General features: G+C 41.6%; 27 protein-coding genes and 1 riboswitch. Of the genes, 7 read left to right on the forward strand and 20 right to left on the reverse strand.

Annotated features, from left to right (window positions below; genetic code table 11):
• The first annotated feature begins 164 nt into the window (after positions 1 to 164).
• Both NSQ64_RS19440 and NSQ64_RS19445 read left to right on the forward strand, forming a co-directional pair.
• On the forward strand, positions 165 to 548 hold the full coding sequence (locus NSQ64_RS19440; RefSeq protein ID WP_268381990.1) for a CidA/LrgA family holin-like protein: 384 nt from the start codon (positions 165 to 167) through the stop codon (positions 546 to 548).
• Positions 542 to 1,222 (forward strand): CidB/LrgB family autolysis modulator, encoded by a 681-nt coding sequence (locus NSQ64_RS19445; protein ID WP_007497850.1) that lies wholly within the window; start codon positions 542 to 544, stop codon positions 1,220 to 1,222. The genes NSQ64_RS19440 and NSQ64_RS19445 overlap by 7 nt, the downstream gene beginning before the upstream one ends.
• 37 nt (positions 1,223 to 1,259) lie before the next feature.
• Here the strand turns inward: NSQ64_RS19445 and NSQ64_RS19450 are convergent, their stop codons facing one another.
• A complete protein-coding gene (locus tag NSQ64_RS19450; protein ID WP_019743483.1) occupies positions 1,260 to 2,441 on the reverse strand; it encodes a class I SAM-dependent rRNA methyltransferase in 1,182 nt (393 codons plus the stop codon).
• Positions 2,442 to 2,558: 117 nt separating this feature from the next.
• Between NSQ64_RS19450 and NSQ64_RS19455 the strand changes: the two genes are divergently transcribed.
• Positions 2,559 to 2,942 (forward strand): VOC family protein, encoded by a 384-nt coding sequence (locus NSQ64_RS19455; RefSeq protein WP_008345541.1) that lies wholly within the window; start codon positions 2,559 to 2,561, stop codon positions 2,940 to 2,942.
• Between the two features lie 79 nt (positions 2,943 to 3,021).
• On the opposite strand, the gene NSQ64_RS19460 is transcribed toward NSQ64_RS19455, so the two are convergent.
• A complete protein-coding gene (locus tag NSQ64_RS19460) occupies positions 3,022 to 3,588 on the reverse strand; it encodes a hypothetical protein (RefSeq protein ID WP_268381992.1) in 567 nt (188 codons plus the stop codon).
• A gap of 91 nt (positions 3,589 to 3,679) precedes the next feature.
• On the opposite strand from NSQ64_RS19460, the gene NSQ64_RS19465 reads away from it, so the two are divergent.
• Entirely contained in the window at positions 3,680 to 3,847 is a 168-nt protein-coding gene (locus NSQ64_RS19465) for a hypothetical protein (RefSeq protein ID WP_157957368.1), read from the forward strand.
• A gap of 25 nt (positions 3,848 to 3,872) precedes the next feature.
• Here the strand turns inward: NSQ64_RS19465 and NSQ64_RS19470 are convergent, their stop codons facing one another.
• The 3 genes from NSQ64_RS19470 to NSQ64_RS19480 all read right to left on the reverse strand — a co-directional run bounded on the left by NSQ64_RS19470 (position 3,873) and on the right by NSQ64_RS19480 (position 6,077).
• On the reverse strand, positions 3,873 to 4,601 hold the full coding sequence (locus NSQ64_RS19470) for an amino acid ABC transporter ATP-binding protein (RefSeq protein ID WP_007497858.1): 729 nt from the start codon (positions 4,599 to 4,601) through the stop codon (positions 3,873 to 3,875).
• Entirely contained in the window at positions 4,598 to 5,242 is a 645-nt protein-coding gene (locus NSQ64_RS19475) for an amino acid ABC transporter permease (protein ID WP_024719504.1), read from the reverse strand. Before NSQ64_RS19475 ends, NSQ64_RS19470 begins: the two co-directional genes overlap by 4 nt.
• Positions 5,243 to 5,312: 70 nt before the next feature.
• On the reverse strand, positions 5,313 to 6,077 hold the full coding sequence (locus NSQ64_RS19480) for a transporter substrate-binding domain-containing protein (protein WP_007497862.1): 765 nt from the start codon (positions 6,075 to 6,077) through the stop codon (positions 5,313 to 5,315).
• 529 nt (positions 6,078 to 6,606) lie between these two features.
• Between NSQ64_RS19480 and NSQ64_RS19485 the strand changes: the two genes are divergently transcribed.
• Both NSQ64_RS19485 and NSQ64_RS19490 read left to right on the forward strand, forming a co-directional pair.
• Positions 6,607 to 7,692: a Rap family tetratricopeptide repeat protein gene (locus NSQ64_RS19485; protein WP_341017911.1), complete on the forward strand. Its 1,086-nt coding sequence runs from the start codon at positions 6,607 to 6,609 to the stop codon at positions 7,690 to 7,692.
• 19 nt (positions 7,693 to 7,711) lie between these two features.
• On the forward strand, positions 7,712 to 7,861 hold the full coding sequence (locus NSQ64_RS19490) for a hypothetical protein (protein ID WP_341017914.1): 150 nt from the start codon (positions 7,712 to 7,714) through the stop codon (positions 7,859 to 7,861).
• A 51-nt stretch (positions 7,862 to 7,912) separates the two neighbouring features.
• Here NSQ64_RS19490 and NSQ64_RS19495 read toward each other — a convergent pair whose 3' ends face one another.
• The 5 genes from NSQ64_RS19495 to NSQ64_RS19515 form a co-directional block, all read right to left on the reverse strand.
• On the reverse strand, positions 7,913 to 8,545 hold the full coding sequence (locus NSQ64_RS19495) for a GTP pyrophosphokinase (RefSeq protein WP_007497867.1): 633 nt from the start codon (positions 8,543 to 8,545) through the stop codon (positions 7,913 to 7,915).
• 93 nt (positions 8,546 to 8,638) lie between these two features.
• The gene (locus NSQ64_RS19500; protein WP_017368303.1) at positions 8,639 to 9,652 is read right to left on the reverse strand and encodes an ABC transporter permease; all 1,014 of its coding nucleotides are present in this window, start codon (positions 9,650 to 9,652) and stop codon (positions 8,639 to 8,641) included.
• Positions 9,649 to 11,145, reverse strand: a complete 1,497-nt coding sequence (locus tag NSQ64_RS19505) for a sugar ABC transporter ATP-binding protein (protein WP_341017916.1) — start codon at positions 11,143 to 11,145, stop codon at positions 9,649 to 9,651. The genes NSQ64_RS19500 and NSQ64_RS19505 overlap by 4 nt, the downstream gene beginning before the upstream one ends.
• A 72-nt stretch (positions 11,146 to 11,217) precedes the next feature.
• Complete coding sequence (locus tag NSQ64_RS19510) at positions 11,218 to 12,336, reverse strand: sugar ABC transporter substrate-binding protein (RefSeq protein WP_144667562.1); 1,119 nt, start codon at positions 12,334 to 12,336, stop codon at positions 11,218 to 11,220.
• 173 nt (positions 12,337 to 12,509) lie between these two features.
• A riboswitch (SAM riboswitch) is annotated at positions 12,510 to 12,619 on the reverse strand.
• A 117-nt stretch (positions 12,620 to 12,736) separates the two neighbouring features.
• The gene (locus NSQ64_RS19515) at positions 12,737 to 14,164 is read right to left on the reverse strand and encodes a DUF1565 domain-containing protein (protein WP_160757830.1); all 1,428 of its coding nucleotides are present in this window, start codon (positions 14,162 to 14,164) and stop codon (positions 12,737 to 12,739) included.
• Positions 14,165 to 14,523: 359 nt separating this feature from the next.
• On the opposite strand from NSQ64_RS19515, the gene NSQ64_RS19520 reads away from it, so the two are divergent.
• The gene (locus NSQ64_RS19520; RefSeq protein WP_008345553.1) at positions 14,524 to 15,615 is read left to right on the forward strand and encodes a branched-chain amino acid aminotransferase; all 1,092 of its coding nucleotides are present in this window, start codon (positions 14,524 to 14,526) and stop codon (positions 15,613 to 15,615) included.
• Positions 15,616 to 15,939: 324 nt separating this feature from the next.
• Here NSQ64_RS19520 and NSQ64_RS19525 read toward each other — a convergent pair whose 3' ends face one another.
• From NSQ64_RS19525 to gdhA, 10 genes are all read right to left on the reverse strand, one after another.
• The gene (locus tag NSQ64_RS19525; protein WP_060832752.1) at positions 15,940 to 16,338 is read right to left on the reverse strand and encodes a hypothetical protein; all 399 of its coding nucleotides are present in this window, start codon (positions 16,336 to 16,338) and stop codon (positions 15,940 to 15,942) included.
• Between the two features lie 117 nt (positions 16,339 to 16,455).
• Positions 16,456 to 17,784, reverse strand: a complete 1,329-nt coding sequence (locus NSQ64_RS19530) for a 6-phospho-beta-glucosidase (protein ID WP_007497885.1) — start codon at positions 17,782 to 17,784, stop codon at positions 16,456 to 16,458.
• Complete coding sequence (locus NSQ64_RS19535; RefSeq protein ID WP_008345561.1) at positions 17,781 to 18,107, reverse strand: PTS lactose/cellobiose transporter subunit IIA; 327 nt, start codon at positions 18,105 to 18,107, stop codon at positions 17,781 to 17,783. The genes NSQ64_RS19530 and NSQ64_RS19535 overlap by 4 nt, the downstream gene beginning before the upstream one ends.
• 26 nt (positions 18,108 to 18,133) lie before the next feature.
• Complete coding sequence (gene celB, locus NSQ64_RS19540; RefSeq protein ID WP_341017921.1) at positions 18,134 to 19,483, reverse strand: PTS cellobiose transporter subunit IIC; 1,350 nt, start codon at positions 19,481 to 19,483, stop codon at positions 18,134 to 18,136.
• A 14-nt stretch (positions 19,484 to 19,497) separates the two neighbouring features.
• Positions 19,498 to 19,803, reverse strand: a complete 306-nt coding sequence (locus tag NSQ64_RS19545; RefSeq protein ID WP_007497889.1) for a PTS sugar transporter subunit IIB — start codon at positions 19,801 to 19,803, stop codon at positions 19,498 to 19,500.
• A gap of 121 nt (positions 19,804 to 19,924) precedes the next feature.
• Positions 19,925 to 21,868 (reverse strand): BglG family transcription antiterminator, encoded by a 1,944-nt coding sequence (locus NSQ64_RS19550; protein WP_251210580.1) that lies wholly within the window; start codon positions 21,866 to 21,868, stop codon positions 19,925 to 19,927.
• A 242-nt stretch (positions 21,869 to 22,110) separates the two neighbouring features.
• Positions 22,111 to 22,725: a class F sortase gene (locus tag NSQ64_RS19555; RefSeq protein ID WP_144679044.1), complete on the reverse strand. Its 615-nt coding sequence runs from the start codon at positions 22,723 to 22,725 to the stop codon at positions 22,111 to 22,113.
• 69 nt (positions 22,726 to 22,794) lie between these two features.
• Positions 22,795 to 24,177, reverse strand: coding sequence for a copper amine oxidase (locus NSQ64_RS19560; protein ID WP_268382004.1), 1,383 nt, complete (start codon positions 24,175 to 24,177; stop codon positions 22,795 to 22,797).
• Between the two features lie 111 nt (positions 24,178 to 24,288).
• Positions 24,289 to 24,402, reverse strand: coding sequence for a hypothetical protein (locus tag NSQ64_RS19565; protein WP_008345567.1), 114 nt, complete (start codon positions 24,400 to 24,402; stop codon positions 24,289 to 24,291).
• Between the two features lie 83 nt (positions 24,403 to 24,485).
• Positions 24,486 to 25,856 carry an NADP-specific glutamate dehydrogenase gene (gdhA, locus tag NSQ64_RS19570; RefSeq protein ID WP_008345568.1) on the reverse strand — a complete coding sequence of 457 codons (1,371 nt, stop codon included), beginning with the start codon at positions 25,854 to 25,856 and terminating at the stop codon, positions 24,486 to 24,488.
• Positions 25,857 to 26,121 lie beyond the last annotated feature (265 nt).

The following is a 26,121-nucleotide window of genomic DNA, read 5'->3' on the forward strand; positions in this document are numbered from 1 at the left end:
TGGTTCACCCTTTCTATAGACAAAAGGAATACTAACTATTCGATATATGTATTTTACCTATAATAGAACGTGCTGTACACTTTAAAGTAAGCTCACCGATTAGAACGTTGTGTTGTTTTTGTGAAACAGTGAACAATTTATATAGAAAAAGGAGTGAACAGAAAGTGCAATTGCTCAAAACGTCGCTGATTACTACCCTTCAGATTATGGCTTTATTTGCTTTTGCGAAATTGATGAATGTGCTGGCGGCCTTTTTGCATTTAAGAATTCCGGGCACGATCTTAGGCATTCTTGTCATTTTCTTATTACTTCATTTTAACATCATTAAATTAAAATGGATTGAACTTGGCGCCGTATGGTTGCTCGGAGAACTGCTGCTCTTCTTTATCCCTTCAGCAGTAGGTGTGATTGATTACGGCACATTACTTTCTCAATCTGGCACAAGTATTGTCCTTGTGGTTTTACTTAGTACCTTTGTGGTCATGCTCTCGACTGGCATGATGACGCAGATGATTGCGAAAAGAAAGGAGCGAAAAAAGCTATGTTAGTTGGCGGACTATTCTTGATCCTAACCATTCTGATCTATCTCGGATCAAAAGCGGTTTATAAACGTCATCCGAAAGTCTATGTCTCCCCTTTACTTGTGACACCGGTTGTTCTTGTGGTCTTGCTGTTAATCGTGAACATTCCTTACGATGCTTACAATCAAGGCGGAAAATGGCTGACAAATATGCTTCAACCTGCGACTGTGGCATTTGCCATTCCTTTATATAAGTATTTTCACATTCTGAAGAAGCATGCAGTAGAAATTATTTTGAATGTGGCTTGCGGTTCTATCGTTGCGATTTTATCAACAGCGTTTATCGCCAAATTGTTTCATTTGGACACGAGTCTGATCGAGAGCCTCGTCCCAAGATCCGTCACAACACCCGTTGCGATGAGTGTGTCTGAAATGATTGGCGGGATGCCGTCCGTTACGGCTGTCTTCGTCATTTTAACAGCATTATTTGGCTCAATCATTGGGCCATTGGTTATCCGTTATTTCCGTATTGATAATGACATTGCAATGGGCGTTCTGCTTGGTACAGGAGCACATGGTGCAGGCACATCGAAGGCCTTTGAACTGAGCTCGGTCTCAGGCACGATCTCAAGTGTGTCCATGATCATTTCGGCCATTATTACATTATGTGCAGCGCCTATCCTGATGTCGTTTGCCTTATAGAAAAAGCCATTTCCCCTTATCGGAAAATGGCTTTTTCTTATGCTTGGATGAAGACAACCTTTAAATAGTTCCCCTCAGGATAATTTTTCGTTGTACGGAAGTCCTCAGGAAGTGTATATTCCTCAAGAATACGATACGTTTTCCCAGATTCTTTAAAGGCCTGTGCAATAAATCCCTTAAACTTTTTCATCCCAAATGCACTGCTATTGGTTGACGCCACAATGACGCCGTTCTCAGCTGTGATCTGGATGGCTTCTTTTAATAGTTTCTTATAATCCTTCGCTGCACTGAATGTGTGTTTCTTCGTTCGTGCAAAGGAAGGTGGGTCCAAAATCACGACATCATAGCTCCAGCCTTTTTTCGCTGCAAACGGGAAATATTTAAAGACATCCATGACTTTGATATCCTGCCCGTCTACATCAATGCCATTCACTTCAAACTGCTCAGATGTTTTTTTCAAACTGCGGTTTGCAACATCTACACTTGTCGTACGGCTTGCCCCGCCAAGCGCTGCTGCTACAGAGAAAGCGCCGGTATAAGAGAACGTATTAAGGACGGTCTTTCCTTTTGCATAGCGATCTCGAATTGCTTTTCGCACATGACGCTGATCAAGGAAAATACCTGTCATCGCACCATCATTTAGATAAACCGCCACGTTCATCCCATTTTCTTTGACGATAAGAGGAAATTCACCTTTCTCCCCTTTTACAAAATCGTCATCTTCGATATATTGTCCAGACGTATCAAATCGCTTCTTTTCATAAATGCCTTTATAGTCAGGGTACACCTGCTCAATCGCAGCCAATACATCTTCTTTTAATGTATAAACACCTTCGCTATACCATTGGATGAGATAGAATCCATCATAATAATCAATCGTGATTCCACCAATTCCATCCCCTTCCCCATTGAACACACGGAAAGCCGTCGTCTGTGCATCACGAAATAGATGCGTTCTGCTTTTGGATGCCTGTTCAAGTTTAGAAACAAAAAAGGCCTGATCTATTTTTTCGTTAGCGTCAAAGGAAAGCACCCAACCGATGCCTTTATTTTGCACACCATAATATCCTTTCCCTAAAAAAGAGCCTCTTTCATCTACCCATTCAATGAGCTCGCCTTCCTGAACACCGTTCACACGCGACACAGCATCTTTTGAAATAAGCGGATATCCCTTTTTCACTTGTTCTGCAAATGTTTGTTTTAATGAGATTTTTTTCATTTGTGTCATCCTTATCCTAAATTGACTCTCTCTATCCTACCATATGAATGTATACGTTACTTCTATTATGATAAGATGAGGAGAAAAATATCAATTCGACATAGAGGAGGCTCTTTTTTGACAACATTACGCTTAGATCATACAGGGATTATGGTGACAAATATTGATCAGTCCATTGATTTTTATGAAAAAGTGGTGGGCATGAAATTAAAGGATCGCATCACTCATACAAACGGAGTCATTGAACTTGCCTTTCTTGGCTTTAAAGACGAAGCGGAAACGGAAATTGAACTCATTCAAGGGTATAGCAGTGACCTTCCATCTGAAGGAAAGGTCCACCACCTCGCCTTCACAACAGATAATATTCACGCTGAATTCAACCGTATTCAAAAGCTGCAAATTGAGCTAATAGATGAAGAAATCACAACATTACCTAATGGCTATTGCTACTTCTTTTTCCGAGGGCCAGACCAAGAGTGGATTGAGTTCTTCCAACGATAATATTTCCTAGGAAATGCATGGAGGCTCGTTAAAAACATTTGATAGGCAAAAACATTTTTGGTTTTTGCCCTATCTATTTTTAAGTACACGCACCTATAACAGCTGAAATATTGAAAAAATCTAAGAGTGCCGGCCTTAGGTTTTTATCCACCTGGTTGGAAACTTTTTGGCTCGCTTTTTTTAAAGCCACTTTTCTTGAGTTACCTTGTTTTCTATATTGATCATAAAAATATTTAATGGATTCTACCAGTTTTATCGTCCCACCAAACATCCCAATCGCTTTCTTTAGTTTTAAAATCTTTGAAATCGGTATACCATTAGAAATAATGGCGACTCCTATTGCACCGACACATGCAGGAATATTTATGTTTTTAATACTTATCTCTTTCTTCTCATTAAGATCGAATAAAAGCCTCTCACCTTGGATGGTCGTTTTTAATCCCGAATTCTCTTCTATCCATCTAGCAGTTTTTACTGAACCCTCATCTATTATATACTCAGGTATTTCTTCAATTGCTTGCAAGATTGCTTTTACCGAATGAAACCCTTCCACATCAGAGCTTAGCTCTACTGAAGCTTTCACTTCACTATTAAACATACAGCTGCACAAAGAAAAAATTAAGGTTAAAATAACAAACTTCCTCATTTTTTTTGAAAACACTCCTTTTGCCTTATTCAATATGATAATAAAATGTATGTATCATATAATATAACATAATTGGAGGTTTTTAACATTTATGAAAATGCACATTAGACGGATACTCCCTATTATCGGTGTCATATTCCTTGCCATCATTGCACTTCTTAATTTATTGCTCGAACAACGCGTCATTGTAGGCAGTGTAAGCATCGGTCTGTTCATTCTCATCACATGTCTTTATTTCGTCACAAAAGAAAAAGAGTAAGAGCATACCTGCTCTTACTCTTTTTTTATAGCACCTTACTAAGAAACAATTTGGTACGCTCGTGCTGTGGGTTTCCAAAGAGTGCTTCTGGTTTGTCTTCTTCGACGATATATCCACCATCCATAAAGATCACGCGGTCTCCTACTTCTCTTGCAAAGCCCATTTCATGTGTGACGACAATCATCGTCATTCCTTCGACTGCTAATTGTTTCATAACAGCTAAAACATCCCCAACGACCTCAGGGTCAAGAGCAGATGTCGGCTCATCGAATAAGAGCACTTTCGGGTCCATCGCCAAGGCTCTTGCAATGGCAACACGCTGTTTTTGTCCACCAGATAATTGGTTAGGGTAACTTTTGGCCTTGTCTTTCAAGCCGACCTTTTCAAGCAAGTCTAATGCTTTATCGACTGCCGCTTTCTTCTCCATCCCTTTTACTTTCACCGGTGCGATCGTGATATTTTCTAACACGGTTTTATGAGGAAATAAATTAAAGTGCTGAAACACCATGCCAACTTCTTGTCGTACTTTATTGATATTCACTTTTGGGTCTGTAATCGTATGTCCGTGGACAACAACTTCCCCAGCCGTAATATCCTCTAATTTATTGAGACATCTTAGAAATGTGCTTTTCCCTGATCCTGAAGGACCAATGACACATACAACCTCTTTTTCCTCGATGACTGCATTAATATCCTTTAAGACTTCGTTATCACCAAAGGATTTCTTTAAGTTTTTCACCGTAATCATACTCATTTCACATCAAATCTCCTTTCTGCGTAGCTAGCCAGTAGAGAAAGTAAATAAATGATCACGAAATAAATGACACCGACAATGAGCCAGACATTCAAAGGATCAAAGGTAGCCGATGCTTGAACTTGTCCCCGCTGCATGATATCAGCAATACCGATAATCGATAAAAGAGAGGTGTCCTTCAAACTGATGATGGCTTGGTTAGTAATGGCTGGAAGCATACGGCGAAATGCCTGTGGAAGGACGATAAAGCGCATGTTTTGTCCACCTGTGAATCCTAAAGAGCGTGCGGCTTCAGTTTGTCCTTTATCGATGGACTGAATCCCTGCACGAATAATTTCTGAGAAATAAGCTCCTGCGTTAATCGCTACTGTAATAATCCCTGCCGGCACTCGGTCAAGTGAAATGAATTCAAGTGTATTTAGCCCAAAATAAATGAAGAATAGCTGTACGATAAATGGCGTACCTCGAATGGCATTGACAAAAACGAGTGAAATAAAGTTCAAGATTTTAAATGGTGACAGGCGGAATAGCGCCACAATTAACCCGATGATAAAACCTAAAATGATAGCAACAACAAAGATATATAAAGTGGTTTGCAAACCCTCCATTAAATACGGAAATGCATTAACAATCGTATCCATGTTTTTCCCTCCCTAATTCACATACGGTTGACACATAAAGAAAGCGCGCTCTGAGCGCGCCTCGCTTGTGTTATGACTTCAAATATTTCTCAATAATTTTGTCATATTCACCGTTTTTCTTTAGGTTTTCCAGCCCTTTATTGATTTTCTTCAATAAGTCCTGGTTTTTCCCCTTCATCACTGAGATCCCGTATTGGTCTCCATTCAAGCGATCTCCAACTGTTTTCAATTTCAAGTCTTGCTGTGCGATCGCATACGTAATGACAGGGTAATCCTCAATTAAAGCATCTGCATTTCCGTTAGATACTTCTTGGAACATAGATGGACTGTCATTGAATTGAACTACTTCATACCCATATTTGTCTGCGTTATCTGTTGCAAATTTTGCACCTGTTGTCCCATTTTTAACAGCTAGCTTTTTCCCCTTTAAATCATCAATTGATTTGATGCTGCTGTCCTTTTTCACAACAACTGTCAGACCAGCGTCGAAGTATGGATCTGAGAAATCCACTTTCTTTTTACGCTCATCTGTAATACTCATACCACCCATTCCAACATCAAGCTGACCTGCTTGCATCGCTGGAATAATCCCTGAGAAATCCATTGCTTCAAGCTTCACTTTGAAGTCTTGGTCTTTCGCAATGGCGTTAATTAAATCAACGTCTATTCCCACCGTTTTGCCGCCTTTTTCAAATTCAAATGGCGGATATGTTACATCTATCCCGATTTTATATGTGCCTTTGCCTTCTCCCGAACCGCTGTCTGATTTTGAACCACAGGCTGCCATGACGAGCACAACAATTAGTCCCATGATCAGTAACATCGATTTCTTCATAAAACACGACCCCCAATTGTCAGTTTTGTCTAAATATTCGCAACAACAATCTTACTATACCACGCTAAAGCTATACTGTGTGATATTTTTTATCAATACCAAAGATCCATACAATTCTAGATCGATAGTCTCTTTAAATTTTACTTTTTTGCGAATAACTCATTTTATTCTGAAAGAAGCATGTTTCACAATATTCATGTGATATAATCTCACAAAAAACCGCGAACACTCCTTTATAAATACCACTTCTTTCTCACCTATGAAAAAACCCTCTTTCACTGTCTCTCTTCCTCTATTGATATCCTGATATATTTTTTTCAATATCCTCTTTTTACCTAAAAAAATGTAAGCGTATACAATTCAATCGTTACTCCCTAATTTTTTCACTAATGGTTGAATTTACATCAAAAAACATGTTTTACAAATTGAGATAGACCGCTTAAAATATAAGAAGATACTTAATATGGAAAGATGATTCAGACAAATAAGAATCAGCAGAAATGAATAGGTGAAGAAAGGAGGATACCAATTGGCAGAAACAGGTGTTTTGTCATCCGTTGATGTAGCAAATATGCTAAATGACTGGTATGTCTTGATGAAAAAAAGAGACATACAAGAAGCAATACAGCTAAAAGAAGAGATTCTTCAAGCATTTGATCGAATGGAAGAGAATCAAGACGTCTTACTCTACTATCAACTTTTAGAATATCGTTTCAAAGATTTAGTCGAAGATACAGCTTCGTTAGATCACAGTCTTTTTGTGGATGAAAATGCGATTCGTACAGATGATATGCTCAGCTACTATTTCTATTTCTTTAAAGGCATGTATGAAATGCGCAGAGGGAATCACGATACAGCATTTCACCATTTGAAATTGGCCGAGGATAAATTAGATCTCGTACATGATGACATTGAAAAGGCAGAATTCCATTATAAAACAGGATGTCTATACTATAATATAAGATCCACACTTCTCTCCATCCACCACTTAAAAAAGGCTTCGTCTATTTACGACGCAGATCCATGTTATGTGAAAAAATCAATCAGCTGTCAAATGATGCTTGCTCTGAATTATGCGGATCAATCGAAATATGATGAGGCAGAAACTTTGTTTGAACAGGTGATTCACTCACTAGAACAGATGGAGGACCCAGATTTACTTGGTCACGCGTATTGCAATGCAGCCTTTATTAAAAGTCTAAGAAATGAATACAGTGAAGCTGTACCGCTCCTAGAAAAGGCTTTATTGATTGAGGCATTCGAAACTTCTTCTCCAGGCGGCTATTTACTGGCCTTGTATGCCTACACGAAAGCGCTGTTTAAGCTGAAAAAGCCTGGTTTGTTCCACTATTATGTACAGCTTTCACTTCAAAAAGCAGAAAATTTAAAACAACGAAACATTTCACTTAAATTATCCATTTTAGAAACATTGATGCTCCAGCCAGACAACATGATTGAGCAGATCATTTCTTATTGTGATCAATTAGAATCTATGAATTTCCTTGTTGATCTTGAGGCTATCTGTCAGGATGTAGCCGCCTACTTAACTGAAAATGGTCTTCCGAAAGAAGCGATTTATTTTCAGAACAAGGCATTGTCATTCAAAACTTGTTAAGAAGATGGAGTGATGTATGATGAAAAAATGGCTGATCTCAAGTGCGATTTTTGCGCTCTTGTTCACAGGTGTTTGGATTGGCACTTCTACACAAAAAGGCAGCCCGTATGCACAATCGCAAGATGACGGTACGATCATTCAAAAGAGAGATCGAGGCACCAACCCTTAATAAGACTGAAAAGAGTAGCTGTCATTCAAAACAGCTACTCTTTTTGATTGGTTAATCAATTTCTCGTTTGATATTTTGCATTTTTTCATCTAAGTAGTGAGCGATATCTGCCGCTTCCTTTAGTTCATCGGTGAGCTGATGAGGAACATCGTTTTGCAGTTTATAATAGATTTTATGTTCGAGACTCGCCCAGAAATCCATCGCAATGGTCCGCACCTGAATTTCAACCTTCACATGCTCCACACGATTCGTTAAGTAAACAGGAATCTCAACAATTAAATGAAGACTTCGATAGCCATTTGGTTTCGGATGCTGAATGTAATCCTTCACTTCAAGGATCTTTAAATCCTCTCTTTGCCTCAGAACATCAATAATGTTATAGATATCTTGAATAAACGAACAGATGATGCGGACACCAGCAATATCATGTATGTACTCCTTGGCACATTGTGTGGTGATGTCACATCCTTTTCTCGCTAGTTTATTCACGATGCTTTCAAAGGATTTGATCCGTGATTTTGTATGCTCTATTGGGTTGTGTCCATGGATTAAATTATATTCCTGACTAATAATCGAAAACTTTGTATCCATTTCATCTAATGCAAATTTATATACTAATAATTCATTTTTCCAGTCTTCCATGACACTTTTCAAATCTTCTACATGAGTTGCTGACATATTCATTCTTTTTGTCATCTCCTTTTGGCAAACAGCTGTTACACTGCTTTCCGTTTACTAGACGGAGAGAGGACGTAAATGGTTTTAAAAAAATACATCTTAGCCACGCTGTTTGTAATAAGTCAGCGCGAGTGCCAGTGCAAGCACAGATCCTTTCACGATATCCATTGCATAATACGGGACAGACATCATCACAAGTCCATTTTGCAAAATACCGATGAGCACCGCACCAATAAATGTACCGAATGCGTTTGGTTTACCTGCTCCCATGACTGAAAACCCAATAAAAGCAGCAGCTACCCCATCCATTAAATATGGCGTTCCTGCGTTAATTTCTGCTGTCATCACCCTTGATGCCAGCACGATACCACCGATCGCCGCAAATAAAGCAGACAACAGATATGCTGCGATTTTGTATTTGTTCACATGAATACCAGACAATCGAGCGGCTTCTTTATTTCCACCAATGATATACATCAACCGCCCATGCTTTGTGTAAGTCATAAAAACATGGGCAAAAAGCACAATGGCCGCCATAATCAAAATGATATAGGGGACCTGCCCAATCTTGCTGAAAAAGGCAGGGATGGTGCCAGTTGAAAAAGTGCCATCAGGCAGCACCATATTTTCAGAAATGGTCGCACCTTTCGTATAGGTTTGTGCCAGCCCTTGAATGATAAACATCATGGCTAGTGTCATGAGCATATCTGGAATCTTCATTTTGACAATCATCCAAGCATTCAGCAAACCGACAATAAGAGAAGCCGCCAGCGCAGAAAGGATCGCAATGAGTGGATTTTGCGAGAACCATACAAACATGGAGATCACAATTGCATTTGATAACGTAGCAACTGAGCCTACAGATAAATCAAAGCCATTCACTGCTAGGGAGATCGTCAGCCCTACCGCAATGATGGTTACAATCGAGATCGATCGTAAAATATTGATGATATTTCCTGACTGTAAAAATGCCGGATTGGCTGCTGCAAAGACAACAATCAATACGACAATCGTTAAGATGGTGCCATATTGATAAAAGAAATCAAACAGATGAAAGGATGGCCGCTGTTTCTTGATTTGTTGAACTGGGGCTGAAACTTGTCGTTCACTCATGATTGTCCTCCTGTTGAATGATATAAAAGCTCTTCTTCAGTCATTGGTGCCGTCATTTCCCGGGCAATGCTGCCATCATATAAGACGTATACTCGGTCGGCAATTCCTGCAATTTCTGAAAGCTCACTTGAAGCATAAATAACCGCTTTTCCTCTTGCAGCTAGTTCTGCAATGAGGGAGAAAATGTCCTTTTTGGCTCCAACGTCTACACCTTTGGTTGGTTCATCAAAGAGATAGACATCCGCCTCAGCCAACAGCCATTTTCCAATCGCAATCTTTTGCTGATTTCCACCAGATAGATGCTTCACCTTCGCTTCAAGAGAAGGTGTCTTGACGCCAAGCCGCTTGACGATTCCATCTGCTGCCTTCCGTTCCTTAGAACGATGTAAAAAGCTGAACGGCCGTGTAAACGAACGTAGACTTGCAGCTGTTACGTTCCATCCAACAGTTTCTTCTGTTAGAATCCCTTCTTTTCTCCGTTCCTCAGGCACAAGGGCAATACCCGCTCTCACAGCGTGATGAGGCGACTTGATATGAATGGTTTGACCATGCAGCTGCACAGTGCCTGACTTTTTTTCTGAGGCGCCGAATAGGGCTTTGCACAATTCTGTTTTACCAGCACCGACTAGTCCTGCAATCCCGAGAATTTCTCCTTTTTTCACATGAAGATGAATGATGTTTAATTTATGCTGGTCATGCAACCCTTTCACATCAAGCACAATCGGTGCATCCTCTAGCGTTGTACGAGATGGGAATTGATCCTCTAATGGCGCGCCAAGCATTTCTTCAATGACCTGCTTTGGATCAGTTTCTTTAATGAGGTGCGCCGCCACATCGGTTCCATTCTTCATCACAGTCAGTTCATCACAGATGTTGAAAATCTCTGGCATGCGATGCGAAATAAAAATGATGCCTGTGCCGTTCTTTTTCAATTGATGAATCATTGAGAATAGCTTGCTTGTTTCTGCATGACTAAGTGGAGCGGTTGGTTCATCTAAAATTAAAATGCTGCATTTGATCGACACAGCCTTGGCAATGAGCACCATTTGTTTTTCTGCCAGTGTCAGATCACTCACAAGACGCTTCGTTGAGATGTCAATGTCCATCTCTTGTAACAGCTGTGCTGCCTTGCGGTGAATCTCTTTCCAACGGACGAATGTTTTTTTCTCCATTTCATGGATCATCATATTTTCGCCAACACTTAAATAAGGCACTAGAGCTGTATCCACTTCTTGATGGACGGTCTGCACACCGTATGAGGCCGCATCCTTCGGTGTATGAATGGTCGCCGCCTCGCCATTGATGTGGATGGTTCCTTCAAAATGTGAATGAGCACCAGAGAGAACTTTCATTAACGTTGACTTCCCAGCACCGTTCGCCCCAATCAGGGCATGGACTGTGCCTTTTTTTAATGTGAAATTTGCTTGTTCTAACGCTTTGACTCCTGGGAATTCAATCGAAATGTTTTTCATATGAACAAGCGGCGTTGTCATAGGTGTCCTCCTTCTCTCCTGATCGTCAATTGAAAAACGAAACACCCTCTATGAAAAGAGAGTGCACGTTGTTTATTTTGCATAATGCTTCTTCAAGGTCTTCATCCAGTCTTCTTCAAAAGCAGTCGATGATCCGAATCCTTTTACTTCATCTGCAAGATTGACCATATTGATGGCCTTTCCTGCATCCTGAAGCTGCTTTTGTGAAATGAGAGAGGCCTCAAGGTCATAGGAAGATGGCGTTTTCTCGCCAGCTAGTTTCTTCGCAAGAATCCTTACGTCGATTGCGCCAATGAGCTTCGGATCGACAGCGGCAGTGTACTTCCAAGGACTGTCTTTCGCAGTCATTTCTTGCAGATCGGCATTAGACACATCAATACCGTATATTTTCACTTCGGTTCTTCCTGCTTCTTTTAAAGCTCTTGCGGCACCAATCGCAAATGCATCCCACGTGGCAAAAATCGCATCCAGTTTACCCTTTGGATATTTATTTAGCATAGCCGCAACCGCATTTTGTGTTTGAACTGATGTATCAGAGGCCGCAACGCCAAATCGGTCAAGTTCCTTGATTCCTGTATGCTGTTTGAGCGTTTCTTGGTACACCTTGTTTCGTCTCACCATTGGAGGGAATCCGTCTACCCAAAGATACGCAATATTTGCTTTCCCTTTAAAATCAGCCACGAGTGCATCTAATGATTTTTCTGCTAATTGCTCGTCATCTTGAGACGTCACTGTGACCCCTTTGATGTCCTTCAGCTTCGGATTTGAATCAAACGCCACAACTGGAATGCCTTTCGCTGTGATCTTCTTCACATCAGCGACTGTCGCCTCATCATCCCCATGAGAGATGATAAAGCCATCATAGTTTTCTTCTAGTGCTTGAGAAATAGCATCATGAAACTTCGCCGTATCACCATTTGCCGTGTAGACATCTACTGTAAAGCCTAGCGCTTCACCTTCTGCCTTCGTTCCTGCTAAAAACTGAGCAGTATGATCGTCCCCGCCAATTTTACGGATCACTTTAATTTTTGCTCCCTGTCCTTTTGCAAATCGCTTCGGGACATTGTCAAAGGAGACCTTTTCGTTTGCATTAGCCTTTGAGCCTGCGCTTGATCCCGTACCGCAACCAGATAATAGCACGGTCAGGACCGTCAATAATACAAGAGATGATGTCCAATATTTACGTTTCATTGCTGTTCCTCCTCAAGTTGTTTTATTTTTCACATCGGAAAACTAGGTAAAGAAGTGGAAATATGCCTGTGAACCCAGTCTTTTGATTCTAAAAAAAGAGATCAAAAAAAGCCTCTCTTGATAAAGAGAGGCTTGATCACCGTTGCATGAAACATGTATCGGGAAGTCTTCCTCTCTTATCTGTCAAAGCTGTAACAGCTTTGCAGGAATTAGCACCAATTTCTTAAATAGAAACGGTTGCTGGGCGTCATAGGGCCAGTCCCTCTGCCTCTCTTGATAAGAGATCCGTTATGAAATTTGTTTTAGTTGAAATGTCTTCTTTACTTTAATGTGATGTCTCATCAATGTCAATGATTTTTTTGAAAATTTCTAAAATGATCATTTGCACCGAATGCCTTGTTTAACTGCCGATGATTTTCTTAGCAGGTGATGATGCCTTAAGACGGAAATCATATTTTTTCTCATTCACAAATTGGGGATTGAGGTGTGCTGATCCTTTATCTTGACCGCTTTTCGAGCGATACGTTTTGTAGCCTTCCAGCCATTTCCCGCGCCATACCCACTGTGAGGCTTTTGCACCTTTGCGGTCATCGTAGACATTCTTTTGGAATGTATTCTTCTTGTTCACTTCGTAAAGATTCACGACTAAGTAATGCGAAGCACTGGCTGTCATGATATTATTCGTGATTCGATTGTTCACCGATTGATATTGCATGAGCAATTGACCGCCTTCTAAGCCGGCTGTGTCATTTTTGTACAAAATGTTATGGGAGATGGTCGTGTTTGTGGTTCCACCCCGCTTCTTGTCATAGCCGCCAATGGAGATGCCTGTATAACGATTTAAATATACTTGATTGTGCTCAATGCGAATGCGTTCGGCCATCTTCCCTTTATGTTCACTTGTGACCTCAATCCCAAGGTCATTATGATGGCTGATGTTATGATCAATCACGATGTCTTTCCCGCCATCCACATAGATTCCTCCTGCGGAGATGTCCTTGCCGTACGCTGGATTCCCAACACTCGTAATCTCATAAACTTTGTTTCTAGATACGACACCATTTCGCACTTGATCATACTTTTTAGAAGGTGCGACATTCTCAAAACCAATTAAATCAATCCCGATATTGTCCGTATGCCGGACTGTATTATGTGTCACGCGGAATTTTTTCACGTTTCCGTTTAGCACAAGGGCTTCACTAAAACCTAGCTTTAACTTTTCCACAGTGTTTCCTTTGATTTCGATGTCTTCAATGGCTGCAGGTGCTTTCGTTCCATAGACCGCAATGCCATGAGCATTCCCATTTTGATGTGTCGTCTGAATGTCGTACACACGGTTGTTAAGCAGTTTTACGCCTTTGCCGCTTCCTGTGATGAATATACCGATGGGTGTCACATCTTCTTGATTCGTTTTAATATGACCGACTGTCAAACCTTTCAGGGTGATATAGCTTTTTTGATCAATCTTCACAAGACCACCGTCTGCTTGATTTCCTTTAAGAGATGCTCCGCTAATGACAGGCTTCTCTTTTCCATACGCTTGAAAAACAACTGGTGCTTTCTTTGTTCCAGAATGGCGGACAATCAATCTCTCTTTGTATGTACCGCCTCTCATATAAACTGTTGTCCCAGCTTTCGCGATACTTGCCGCTTTTTTCAGCGTACGGAAAGGCTTTTGCTTTGTCCCTGGATGTTTGTCGTTCCCATTTGCTGCGACGTAATAGGCAGTACCTTGCTTCGCACCAGCCTCCTCCGTCATCGCTTGACAGCCAAAACTAATGGCGGTCATCAATAAAATCAATAAGGCGCCTGATATCATTCGTTTCATCTCGTTGTTTGCTCCCTTCCACTCTCTTCTACCTTTATCGGTTAAAAAAAAGAGGATTAAAATATGGCAATGCCCCTTGCAATGTACTAGTCAAAAGGTGTATGGTTGAAAGAATATCTTACAGGAAAACAAATCGTTTTTAAATTGTCAGATTAATCAGTTAATAATGAAATTGGATTTTATTTCTAAGGAGAAACTTCAGTAAAACCATGACAGAGAGGAGGAAAGCGCTTTAACAGATTTTTCTTGTCTGAATTCCAGAAAACCTATTGCTAATATTTTGTGAAGGTATAGAATAGAATCATAATTATTTCATATTATTAGAATTTTCAAATAATCAAACAGCAAGGAGATTTACGATGCCAAAACAACCCATCCGCGTTGAACTTAGTTCAACAAAAAAACCAAAACCTCAATCTGATCAACTTGAATTCGGAAAAATCTTCACAGACCACATGTTTGTGATGGATTATTCAATTGATAAAGGCTGGTATGATCCGAGAATTATCCCTTATCAGGCGATTCCAATGGATCCAGCTTCTATGGTTTATCATTATGGCCAATCTGTTTTTGAAGGCTTGAAGGCGTATGTGTCTGAGGATCAAAAGATTCTCTTATTCCGTCCCGAAAAAAATATGGAACGCTTAAACAGATCAAATGACCGCCTATGTATCCCGCAAATTGATACAGAAACGGTTTTAGAAGGCTTAAATGAACTCATTCGCATTGATAAGGATTGGGTACCTGATGCAGAGGGCACTTCTTTGTATATTCGTCCATTCATTATTTCTACTGAGCCCTATTTAGGTGTTGCACCGTCAAGCACCTATAAGCTGATCATCATTTTATCTCCAGTAGGTTCTTATTATAAAGAAGGCATTCATCCGGTCAAAATTGCGGTGGAAAACGAATTTGTCCGCGCTGTTAAAGGCGGAACAGGAAATGCCAAAACAGCTGGAAACTATGCATCAAGCCTGAAAGCACAGCAAGTTGCTGAAACGAAAGGATTTTCACAAGTCCTGTGGCTTGATGGCATCGAGAAAAAGTATATTGAAGAAGTCGGTAGTATGAATATCTTCTTTAAAATCAACGGAGAAATCGTGACGCCTGAACTGAACGGCAGCATTTTAGAAGGGATCACACGGAATTCTGTGCTTGAGCTGTTAAAGCATTGGGAAATCCCTGTGACAGAACGTAAAATTTCAATTGATGAGTTAATCGAAGCACATCAGTCAGGTGAACTTGAAGAAATCTTCGGGACAGGAACGGCAGCCGTCATTTCTCCTGTCGGTGAATTAATTTATCACGATCAGCCATACGTCATTCAAAATGGTCAAACAGGCGAAGTATCGAAGAAATTGTACGAAGCGATTACTGGAATCCAAAAAGGAACTCAGCCAGATATCTTCGGCTGGACAGTAGAAGTCGATTCGGTCGTCAAGCAGGCATAAGCAAGCGAAAGAACCTTTCATTTGATGAAGGGTTCTTTTTTTGTTTCTTTATCTCCTTCGCTACCTCATAATGGAAAATATGGATCTATTCCACGCTTAAGGAGTGATGATATGTTTTTTACTTATTTACTAGCGTTCTTTGGGATTTGCATCGGATCGATCATCATCGCTACAGGTTTCGATGATTCACCGTTCTTCACCCGTTTTCTATTTAAGTTTCTCGGAATTTCTATCTTTGTTCTTTCGATTACTTTTGTAAAAGTGAGGCGAAAGAGGTTACGCAACAAAAAGGCGAAAAAGACTTAGATGTCAGTCAGCCTTCAATCAAATCGTGCACCAAAACAAGACCGATATCCCCACAATGGCCCCTGCATATATCCACTGTTTCCCTTTGATACTCCGCTTTCTCTCGATCAGTAAAAAGATCTCTGGTAAAAAGACGATGATGATTTCTAGGATAAAAACAAGATGATAAACTGGCGGCATCGGCTGGAAATCAAAGTCTCTTTCATCTCCACCGATGGTTGCGAAATACATTAACAGATTGGTTACTGGAATAGTAAAACATACGAGCAGGCGGAGAACATACATCCACACATCCTGTCTACGCCGAATCAGACCAATAAATGAAGCAATGATTCCATACAAAAACAAAACCACTGTGCCGTAACTAAGTAGAGGTTGAACGATAAAGCCGTAAAGCATTAACCCAATTGCCACCATATTCTAACCGTCCTTTCTTTGAAGCAGTACATGTTGTTTTTTCTATCATACACTGCTTTCTCCGGTTTCCATATGAAAAAATCATAAAAAACGACCCCATAAAGGGGCCATTTTATTTTACGCATTCACTGATTTGAAGAACTGCGGTAAATATTCGCGGTGCGCTTCAAGCATTTCATCTAAGATTTGCTTTGCAATTTCGTCAGATGGAACGAGTGGATTGATGGTCATGGCGACAAGAGCCGTCTCGTAATCTCCTGTCACAGCTGCTTCAGCTGCCACACGCTCGAAGGACTTGATTTGTTGAACGAGTCCTCTCACAGCCACAGGCAGATCACCTGTCGCGATTGGTTTCGGTCCGTCCTTTGTAATAATACAGTTCACTTCAACCGCTGATTCGGCCGGAATGCTGGCAATCGCTCCTCTGTTCACTGTATTTACCGGTTGAATGTCATGTTTATCATTATAGATGGAGCTGATCAAATTACATGCTGCATCGCTGTAATAAGCCCCGCCTCTTTTTTCGAGCTGCGGCGGTTTAATCGATAAATCTGGGTCTTTATATAACTCAAATAGTTCATGCTCGACTTGCTGCACAACCTCTGCTCTTGTTCCTTTTTCTTGAGCCGCTTTTTGTTCTTCCTCCAGCATATCTTTCGTTTTATAGTAATAACGATGATACGGACATGGAATGACCCCTAAGCCTTTGACGAAAGAAGGCTCCCAGTTTTTCGCTTCAATATTCCTCATGGACCACTGGCTGTTTGGATTTCCTAATTCATCGAGCACTTGATCCATAATGCTGACCCCGTCTAAATACACATCTAAGCCATAGACCATGTGATTGAGGCCTGCAAATTGTACTTCAATGCGTTCGACATCGACATCCAGCGCTTTTGCAATGCCCATTTTGATTCCAATCGGCACATTGCATAGACCGACCACTTTTTTCAGATTCGTGTAGCGTAACACCGCCTCTGTGACCATGCCCGCTGGATTTGTAAAGTTCACCAGCCAGGCATCTGGACAAAGCTCTTCCATATCCTTCACGATGTCTAGAATGACTGGAATGGTGCGTAGACCTTTAAATAACCCGCCTGGACCATTCGTTTCCTGTCCAATGACGCCATATTTAAGCGGGATTCTCTCATCCTTGGCTCTGGCTTCGAGCAGTCCTACACGAAATTGTGTCGTGACAAAGTCCGCATCTTTCAGAGCTGCCCGGCGGTCAAGAGTGAGGTGCACTTCAATCGGCAAACCTGCTTTTTCAACCATACGTTTTGCAAGGGCACCCACGATGTTCAACTTTTCCTGACCCGCTTCAATATCCACAAGCCATAATTCCTTTACAGGCAATTCTTGATATCGTTTAATAAACCCTTCGACGAGCTCAGGCGTATAGCTTGATCCACCGCCTATTGTGACAATTTTAATTCCGTCTTTCATGAATTGACACCTCCGAATTGCTTCATTTTTTCATGGAGCTCAATGATTTCAGCTGCAAGCTCCTTGACGGTCATTGCGTTCATCAGATGATCCTGTGCATGAATCATCAAGAGACTGACGTCGGTTTTCTCTCCTCTGATTTCTCCTTGGATCAGCTCTGTCTGTGCGTGATGCGCCTCATTTAACGCGTCTTGTGCTTCCTGCAATTTTTGCTTCGCCTCATCAAAATTGCCTTGCTTTGCACATGTAATGGCCTCCATGGCCGAGCTTCTGCCATTACCACCGTGCAAGATGAGTTGAAACACAATTTGTTCCATTTCCATCGGCCGCATCCCCCTTGTTCCCTCTATTACATGCTGACGACATTTTCATCTGTTGATGCTTTTGCTTCAAGCTCATTTTCTTCTTTCAATTTCTGCTTATCCCACATTCTAAAGAATGGATAGTATAGCGCAAATGACAAGGCAAGGTTAATCAGCTGCATGACCGCGCCAGAGATTTTCCCGCCTGTTGCGAGATAGCCTGAAATGATTGGCGGCATTGTCCACGGGACAGCGATCCCTGCCGGTTTTGCTACAAGTCCTGTGCTCATTCCGATATATGTGGTGATGATCATCATAATTGGGGTAAGGATAAACGGAATGAGAAGCATTGGGTTCATCACAATCGGCATTCCAAAAATGATCGGTTCGTTGATGTTAAAGATGGCTGGCCCAATCGCAAGACGGCCAAGCTGTTTCATTTGTTTACTTCTCGCACGCAAGATCATGGTCAGTACCAAAGCAAGCGTCGCGCCGCTTCCGCCGACATTGATAAAGATTTCAAAGAACTGCGCTGTGAAAATATTCGGCAGCACTTCTCCTGCTTGGAAGGCAAGACGGTTTTCATCCATCGCACCGAGCCAAATCGGACCCATGACTCCGCCGACAATGGTGGCTCCGTGAATACCACATGCCCAGAGGAGCATTTGCACACCGATGGCAACGATACTTCCGCCTAAGCTTCCACCAAGAATGGATAGTGGTGTGCCGATTAAGACCGTAATGATATTATGAATACTCTCAAAAGGTGTCATCTCAATCAGAAGCCTAGCGACCCAGATCAGCGTGATGACCACAAAACCTGGAATAAGTGCGATAAACGATTTACTAACTGCTGGCGGTACACCATCAGGCATTTTGATGACGATATTCCGCTGTACAATAAAGCGGTAAATTTCGGTGGAAAGCATGGCAATAATCATGGCAACGAATAGCCCTTTACTGCCCATCAGTGTGACGGGAATACCGCCATTCACTAGGATAGCTTCTGTTGATCCTTCAGGTGTGAACGGTACTTGATAAGGTGTGGCTAGGAGGAAAGCTGCGACAGCAATTGCACCAGATGACAGTGCATCGACTGCATACTTTTCAGCTAACCTGTACGCGATCCCAAAGGTCGCAACAAGTGCCATAATGTCAAAGGTGGCATTCACAGGATAGGATAGTTTCGTGGCCCATTCGGCTCCGAAGACACTTGCCATAAAATTGCTGTATCCTGGAATCGGAAGGTTGGCTAAAATAAGAAACAGTGAACCGACGATAATGAGAGGCATGGTTAAAACAATTCCGTCACGCAATGCTTGTAAATGTCTTTGAGCGGCAATCTTCCCTGCAAACGGCATAACCTTCTCTTCTAGAAATCGGTTGAATCCATTCATCCCTTCCGCCCCCTTTATCCGTTCACTAACTGTTCAGCAGATTTTAAAACCTCAGCACCATTACATACGCCATAATGCACGGTATTAATCACGTCTACTGGAATTCCTTTGTCTTCTCCGAGTTTTTTCATTTGCGGTAATAAATAACGAACTTGAGGTCCTAATAAAAGCACATCGGCTTGATCAATATGATTTTTTGCAGCATCTCCAGATACTGCCCAAATACGATAGTCTTTTCCTTGTTCTTGTGCACTTTTCTCCATTTTTGTGACAAGTAAGCTTGTTGACATACCTGCTGCACAAACTAATAAAATGTTCATTGTAAACGCCCCCTTTTTGAAGTATGAAGCTTTTCTTTACACATTCATCATATTATGAAACCGCTTTCATAAACACCCATACTTTTTCCTTTAGGAAGCGGAAAAAGTTAATATCACACCATTAGTTCTTGTACGAAGGCGCTTTTTTATCCATGACATCCAGCATGTCTTCAAAGGTGTCACAGGTGATGAGGTGCTGAATAAATTTCACATGATGGACAAGCTCTCCAAGCAGACGGTACATGCCTTTTAAGTCTTTGGCATTCTCTTTTTCGACACAAAGCAAGCACACAAATTGAACTTTTTTCTCTCCCCAAATAATCGGTTTTTCTAATGTACAGATCGCCCAAAACGTCTCTTCTGTCAGCGGGGTCATCGGATGCGGAATCGCTGTATAATGCCCAAATGAAGTCGGTGCAGACGCTTCTCTTTCCATCACAGATTGTGTAAGTTCTGCTGGCGCTAAGCCCATGTCAATGACCTTTTGCGTGAGAAAGTGTATGACCTCTTCCTTTGTTTGAAAGGCGCGTTTTGTAAAGACTAATTCCTTTTTCATATATTGCGTGGCTAATGTCACTCTTGTTTCACTTGTCAAAGCATCTTCTATTTTTAAAAAATCACTGCCTCCTAAAATCGTGTTCACTTGAATGACCGGAATCGGTAAATCCATATGAATGGGAATGGTCGAAATAATTAAATCCAATGCATGTAAAGAGACATGCGGAAGGGAATAAAGCTCTGCTGTTCCTAAAATGGTCAGCTTCGACCCAAATTGTGACCGCAAACGATCTTGAAGTAGCCTTGCACTCCCTGCACCAGACGCACAGACAATCAGGCATCGCTTCGGTGGTATCTCCATTTTCCTGCGCTCTAAGGCCGCACCAAAATGAAGTGCCATATAGCCGATCTCATTTTCATGAATGGACAAACCTGTCTCTTCTTCAATGACCCTGCTCGCCACAATCCCTGCTTCAAAGGCAATTGGATAGCCCGCTTTGATCTCATCAAGCATTGGATTTCTTAAATTCATTCCATACTTACACCGATTGATCGCTGGCTTTAAGTGCAAACTGAGGCCAATCAGCAATTCCGCATCTCCCGCTAAATCCAGCTGCAATTTTTGATCAATGGCTTTCAGCATCAGCTGAACAAGACGGCTCGTGTCATCATCCACAATTTGTTTTTGACCGCCCGTTGAAAAAGACTGTACCATTTTGGCTGTTCCTAGCAAATGAATGGCGATATAAACGATTTCCTCTTGTGGAAATGAGACATCCAGCAGCCCTTCAAGACGCTCAACCATTTTTTTGGCTACCTTGTATTCTTTTGCCCTTGGGATTTCGTTGATTTCTTCAGGCAGCACAGATACATAGTTTCCGTGTCTAATCCGTTTACAGGCAATAGCAATATGAACAATTAAATTATTCATGCAAATGTCTGATAGATTCATTTTTTCCTCGTTGATATAATCAATCATGGTTCTCTGAATCAATTCCAGCTCATGTTTTGGCAAAATCGTAACCGCCGTGTTCAGCATTGTTTGATAGGAACGCCGTTCATTGAATAAATATTCTGACATGCAATAACGGATTTTCATCTCAGATCCTTTGATCCGGCAGCCTTTATTCGGCTTTGCTTCCAGCTTCAGATCAAAGGGTTCGAGCTTACGTTTGACCCATTTCATGTCATTACTCATCGTCGATTTACTAATAAACAGCTGCTCCTGTAAGTCTTCCAGCTTCACATATGATTCCGCTAGAAGCAGCTTTTTCAAAATAAATCGAACTCGTTCTTCTGGAAGAACAGCAAGCGGTTCTTCCTGTTCGACTTCTTCCTTCATAAAACGGCGAAAGGCATTCTCATCGTTGATCAACAGCTCATAGCCAGCGCCTCTAACAGCTGATACAGCTGCTTGATAAGGGGCTAGACGCTCATTCAGTTCCTTGATGTCTGTTCGGATGGTGCGGCTTGTCACTTGTAAACTGACAGAAAGCGCAGCGCTCGTGAGAGGAGTCTCAGCTGCCATCAGCTGACTTAAAATGTGCGCCAGTCTTTTACTCAGCATTAGGTCGGCCTCCTTCATTTAGGGTGGAGAATCTGCCTTGTTTGGACAGGTTGTATACGCTTACAGTTCTCTTCATTACTCATATTCTACTGAAAAGAAATAAAAATTGCCAACTCATTTATATGACAAACGCCCCTATTTATACAACCAACCATATCTAATGACCTATGAATCTTCTTCTAAGATGCTGTTGTGGAAATCATGAAAAAAAGGCGTCACACCTCCGTGTATCCGCCTTTTTCTTATGAGGAAATCAGTTGTGTAAAGACAACCAATCTTTTTTCATGTGTACCGGCTGCATGATCAAAAGTTCCCGTACATGTGATGAAATTGAGATTCCGTGTAAAGGCGTACCCGAAAAAAGCATTTGGTTTCTCTTCGCGCGGATAGCTTTTCACCTTGAGAACCTCAAAGGTTCGCTTTTCCCCTGACGAGGATGTCACAATGACTTTGTCTCCCTTTTTTAGCTCCTTTAGTCGATAAAAAACAGCTGGACCCCATTTATTATCAACATGACCATTTATGACAGCATTCCCTTTATCACCAGGCTTCGGACCATCTTCAAACCAAGCTGTGTGATCTGTATTTTGTGGAACACCCATACTGCCATCCTTTGATAAAGTCGTTTTCTCCACTTTTGCTTGGACATCAATCGCTGGAATGGAGATGTCAGCTGGCACAATACCCGATGGCTCATCTTTTAACGTGTCGTGTGAATGAGATTGATTCTTGGCTTGTTTTGCTGTCATTGGCTCAGAAGATGATGCAGTTTCAGAGGATGACTTTTCATCTATTGATTGGGATGCGCAGCCCGTGATGATGAAAAGCGTCAGAATACCAAACAGCCATCTTTTCACGCAAGTCGACCTCCTTTTGAAGAAAGGAACGGCACGATTGTGCACGTTCCCTCTTGTCTTGATGCCTGCTTAATTTGATGGTTTACGGCGAATGAGGAAGAACGCCCCCACTGCACCTCCGGCTAAGATGAGACTTGCCATCATCCCAGCAAATGCTTCATATGACATACCTAATGGACCGGCTGTGCCTCCCATACCTGTTTTCGGCATCTCATTTGGCATGTTGGATTTGAACATGTCAGGATGCTGATCGACAATAGCTGATGCGACATCTTGACCAACCATAAACATATGGCCGTATGCTTCTCTGACAGTCGGGTACAGCTGATCATATTCACCATGATGATAAGACGTGTACGTTTTGATGAGCTCATCAATATGGGTTTTCAACCCAGCTTCTAAGTCAGCCGCCTTCAATCGGCCATCTGTCGCTTGATCTAAAAATTTTGCTTGTTTCATACGGTAAGCATCTAAATCTTTGACAGCCTTTTCTTTTGCTTGCTCGTCTCCTGATGCATCCGCTTTAACATAATCAACTAAATATCCGATATGACTTGACCAGATCGTTTTAAATTGTTTTCCTGCATCTTTTCCATACACAGAAGCGATCGCATCTGATAAATCATTTGTATTTTCATTTAAGGCTGCTGCCGCTTGGTCAAAGTCCTTGCTGCCATCATTCCCTTTTTGCATAGCCACTACCGCGAGTGCCAAATGCTCTGAGAACAAGTAGTTTAAATCCTCACGAAGATCTGCCGCTGGAGTATCGACTGATTTTTGATCAAATTTCCCAGGAAATTGATCTGTAATCGCCCATGATACACCTTTACCTACTTCAAACATATGATGAATGGATTTTCTGACCGTTTCATAGGTTGTATCAAAATCCTTTTCTGTGTAACTGTCAAAAGCTTTTAGCAGTTCATTGACGTGCATCTTTAACCCTTCTTCAAGTTCACTTGCTTTCAATCTTCCACCTGTTGCTTTATCAAGCATATCAGCTTGTTTCATGCGGTATTGATCAAGCTCTTTGACCGCTTTCTTTTTACCTGCTTCATCTTTTTTCGCTGTCGCTTGTACATAATCAACGAAGTAGCCGATATGGCTTGACCAAATCTCTTTGAATTGTTTCCCTGCTTTTTTTCCATACACAGAGGCGATCGCATCTGATAGATCATTCGTGTTTTCATTTAACGCTGCGGCTGCTTGATCAAAATCTTTACTGCCGTCAATTCCCTTTTGCATCGTGATCACTGCTAAATAAGCATGCTCTGAGAAGAGCTGATCAAGCGCTGCGCGAAGATCCGTTGCTTTATTTGACACCTCTTGTGATGATGACGACTTTTTTGCATCCCTATGCATATGTCCTTCGTGTGCACTTGCCATTTGAGCAGTTGGTAATAATAATGCTGCACTAAGCGGGATCGTTAAAAATGCTTTTTTCATTTTCATCTGTTTTGCCTCCTCTTTCCGTTTGTTATGTACTTAACGGAGAGAGAAGTGATATGGATCATTCACAGAGCATATTTTTTTGTTTCATTCATTTCATAAAAAAAAGCCGGATTACCCGGCTGATACGTTACGACTTTTGGATGCTTTTCGTTCTTTATATATTTTCCTCACCACTGGATAAATCACTGGTGCCCATTTGACAATTTGTTTCAGCCACTTTTTCATTTTCTCCCGCGCCTCCTTATTGTCATTCTTACAAGACGATTCCCGATCTTGTCATGAAATAAACAGGTGCGGGAGAGCAGGAGTTAAATGACGCCTTGTGCGATCATGGCATCTGCCACTTTGCGAAATCCTGCAATATTTGCGCCTACCATTAAGTTTCCAGCGTATCCGTATTCTTCAGCTGTCTCAGTACACTGACGATAAATCGACTGCATCATTTGTTTCAACTGACCATCTACTTCTTCAAAAGTCCAAGACATTCTCGCACTGTTTTGCGCCATTTCTAACGCCGAAACACCCACTCCCCCTGCATTTGCTGCTTTTGCTGGTGCAAACAAAATATCATGTTGTTCAAATACTTTGACGGCCTCAAGTGTGGACGGCATATTGGCCCCTTCTCCTACAGCGATGACACCGTTTGCCACTAGCTGCTGTGCTTGCGACTCTGAAATTTCATTTTGGGTCGCACATGGCAGCGCAATGTCACAAGGGAGAGACCAAATTTGTTCGCAATCTTCAATCAATTCAGCATGCGGGTGAATGTCTATGTAGGCACTAATTCTCTGGTTATCGACTTCCTTCAGCTGCTTCACTGTCTCAAGTGAAATGCCTTGAGGGTCGTAAATGGCTCCGCTTGAATCACTACAAGCCACAACCTTTCCGCCCAATTCCAATACTTTTTCCATCGCATAAATCGATACATTTCCTGACCCAGACACAACAACAGATCGTCCTTCAAATTGCATTCCGTGGGCTTTTAACATTTCTTCCATAAAGTACACCAGTCCATAGCCGGTCGCTTCTTTTCTTGCTAAACTGCCTCCGAAGCCAGGGCTCTTTCCTGTCAGGACACCTGCTTCATACGCACCACGCATTTTTTTGTACTGGCCGAACATATAGCCGATTTCGCGTGCGCCTACCCCAATATCTCCTGCCGGTACATCTTGATCAGGTCCAATATAACGACTGAGTTCACTCATAAAGCTTTGAACAAAGCGCATGATTTCTCCATCAGATTTCCCTTTAGGGTCAAAATCTGATCCACCTTTTCCTCCGCCGATCGGCAAACCTGTCAGTGCGTTTTTAAAGATTTGTTCAAATCCTAAAAACTTGATGATGCTTGCATTGACCGATGGGTGGAAACGAATGCCCCCCTTATAAGGACCGATGGCACTATTAAATTGAACCCTGAATCCTCTGTTCACCTGTACTTTGCCTTCATCGTCTACCCACGGTACACGAAACATCACAAGCCGCTCAGGCTCAATTAAGCGTTCTAAGATCCCCTGTTTTTCATACTCTGGGTGTTTTGCAAAAACCGGGACGAGGGATTCCAGAATTTCTTTCACGGCTTGCTGGAATTCCGCCTCGCCTGGATTCCGTTTTTCTACATCCTCTAGCACACGGTGGATGTAGCTTTGTGCTGTTTGTGCTGCTCGATCTAAGGTCAACATGTCTCATCTGCCTCCTTGTCAATATCTCACTCTTTGGTTGTTAGATTTTCTAACGCATATTGAGATTAATTTAACACCATTTGTAAAAACTGATCAATATTGATAACAGATGAAAACGATGCCGAAATGAGATAGATCAAGCAGAATCACCTTCCGTCATGAAAATGACCCGCTCAAAGAATGACTATCGTGCTAGAAATGACGAACTGGACGTTCAACATCCCGCTTTCTTTGACACATTCATGAAATTTTCATTTTTTCTAGA

Source organism: Bacillus sp. FSL W8-0183, assembly GCF_038006825.1.
In the GTDB taxonomy this organism is placed as follows: Bacteria; Bacillota; Bacilli; order Bacillales; family Bacillaceae; genus Bacillus; species Bacillus altitudinis.

Excerpts from the sequence above, each read along its gene's own strand:
- NSQ64_RS19445 (WP_007497850.1), top strand. The coding sequence starts at position 542 with ATGTTAGTTGGCGGACTATTCTTGATCCTAACCATTCTGATCTATCTC.
- NSQ64_RS19450 (WP_019743483.1), bottom strand. The coding sequence starts at position 2,441 with ATGAAAAAAATCTCATTAAAACAAACATTTGCAGAACAAGTGAAAAAG.
- NSQ64_RS19460 (WP_268381992.1), bottom strand. The coding sequence starts at position 3,588 with ATGAGGAAGTTTGTTATTTTAACCTTAATTTTTTCTTTGTGCAGCTGT.
- NSQ64_RS19465 (WP_157957368.1), top strand. The coding sequence starts at position 3,680 with ATGAAAATGCACATTAGACGGATACTCCCTATTATCGGTGTCATATTC.
- NSQ64_RS19470 (WP_007497858.1), bottom strand. The coding sequence starts at position 4,601 with ATGAGTATGATTACGGTGAAAAACTTAAAGAAATCCTTTGGTGATAAC.
- NSQ64_RS19475 (WP_024719504.1), bottom strand. The coding sequence starts at position 5,242 with ATGGATACGATTGTTAATGCATTTCCGTATTTAATGGAGGGTTTGCAA.
- NSQ64_RS19480 (WP_007497862.1), bottom strand. The coding sequence starts at position 6,077 with ATGAAGAAATCGATGTTACTGATCATGGGACTAATTGTTGTGCTCGTC.
- NSQ64_RS19490 (WP_341017914.1), top strand. The coding sequence starts at position 7,712 with ATGAAAAAATGGCTGATCTCAAGTGCGATTTTTGCGCTCTTGTTCACA.
- NSQ64_RS19495 (WP_007497867.1), bottom strand. The coding sequence starts at position 8,545 with ATGAATATGTCAGCAACTCATGTAGAAGATTTGAAAAGTGTCATGGAA.
- NSQ64_RS19500 (WP_017368303.1), bottom strand. The coding sequence starts at position 9,652 with ATGAGTGAACGACAAGTTTCAGCCCCAGTTCAACAAATCAAGAAACAG.
- NSQ64_RS19505 (WP_341017916.1), bottom strand. The coding sequence starts at position 11,145 with ATGACAACGCCGCTTGTTCATATGAAAAACATTTCGATTGAATTCCCA.
- NSQ64_RS19510 (WP_144667562.1), bottom strand. The coding sequence starts at position 12,336 with ATGAAACGTAAATATTGGACATCATCTCTTGTATTATTGACGGTCCTG.
- NSQ64_RS19515 (WP_160757830.1), bottom strand. The coding sequence starts at position 14,164 with ATGAAACGAATGATATCAGGCGCCTTATTGATTTTATTGATGACCGCC.
- NSQ64_RS19520 (WP_008345553.1), top strand. The coding sequence starts at position 14,524 with ATGCCAAAACAACCCATCCGCGTTGAACTTAGTTCAACAAAAAAACCA.
- NSQ64_RS19525 (WP_060832752.1), bottom strand. The coding sequence starts at position 16,338 with ATGGTGGCAATTGGGTTAATGCTTTACGGCTTTATCGTTCAACCTCTA.
- NSQ64_RS19530 (WP_007497885.1), bottom strand. The coding sequence starts at position 17,784 with ATGAAAGACGGAATTAAAATTGTCACAATAGGCGGTGGATCAAGCTAT.
- NSQ64_RS19535 (WP_008345561.1), bottom strand. The coding sequence starts at position 18,107 with ATGGAAATGGAACAAATTGTGTTTCAACTCATCTTGCACGGTGGTAAT.
- celB (WP_341017921.1), bottom strand. The coding sequence starts at position 19,483 with ATGAATGGATTCAACCGATTTCTAGAAGAGAAGGTTATGCCGTTTGCA.
- NSQ64_RS19545 (WP_007497889.1), bottom strand. The coding sequence starts at position 19,803 with ATGAACATTTTATTAGTTTGTGCAGCAGGTATGTCAACAAGCTTACTT.
- NSQ64_RS19550 (WP_251210580.1), bottom strand. The coding sequence starts at position 21,868 with ATGCTGAGTAAAAGACTGGCGCACATTTTAAGTCAGCTGATGGCAGCT.
- NSQ64_RS19560 (WP_268382004.1), bottom strand. The coding sequence starts at position 24,177 with ATGAAAATGAAAAAAGCATTTTTAACGATCCCGCTTAGTGCAGCATTA.
- NSQ64_RS19565 (WP_008345567.1), bottom strand. The coding sequence starts at position 24,402 with ATGAAAAAGTGGCTGAAACAAATTGTCAAATGGGCACCAGTGATTTAT.
- gdhA (WP_008345568.1), bottom strand. The coding sequence starts at position 25,856 with ATGTTGACCTTAGATCGAGCAGCACAAACAGCACAAAGCTACATCCAC.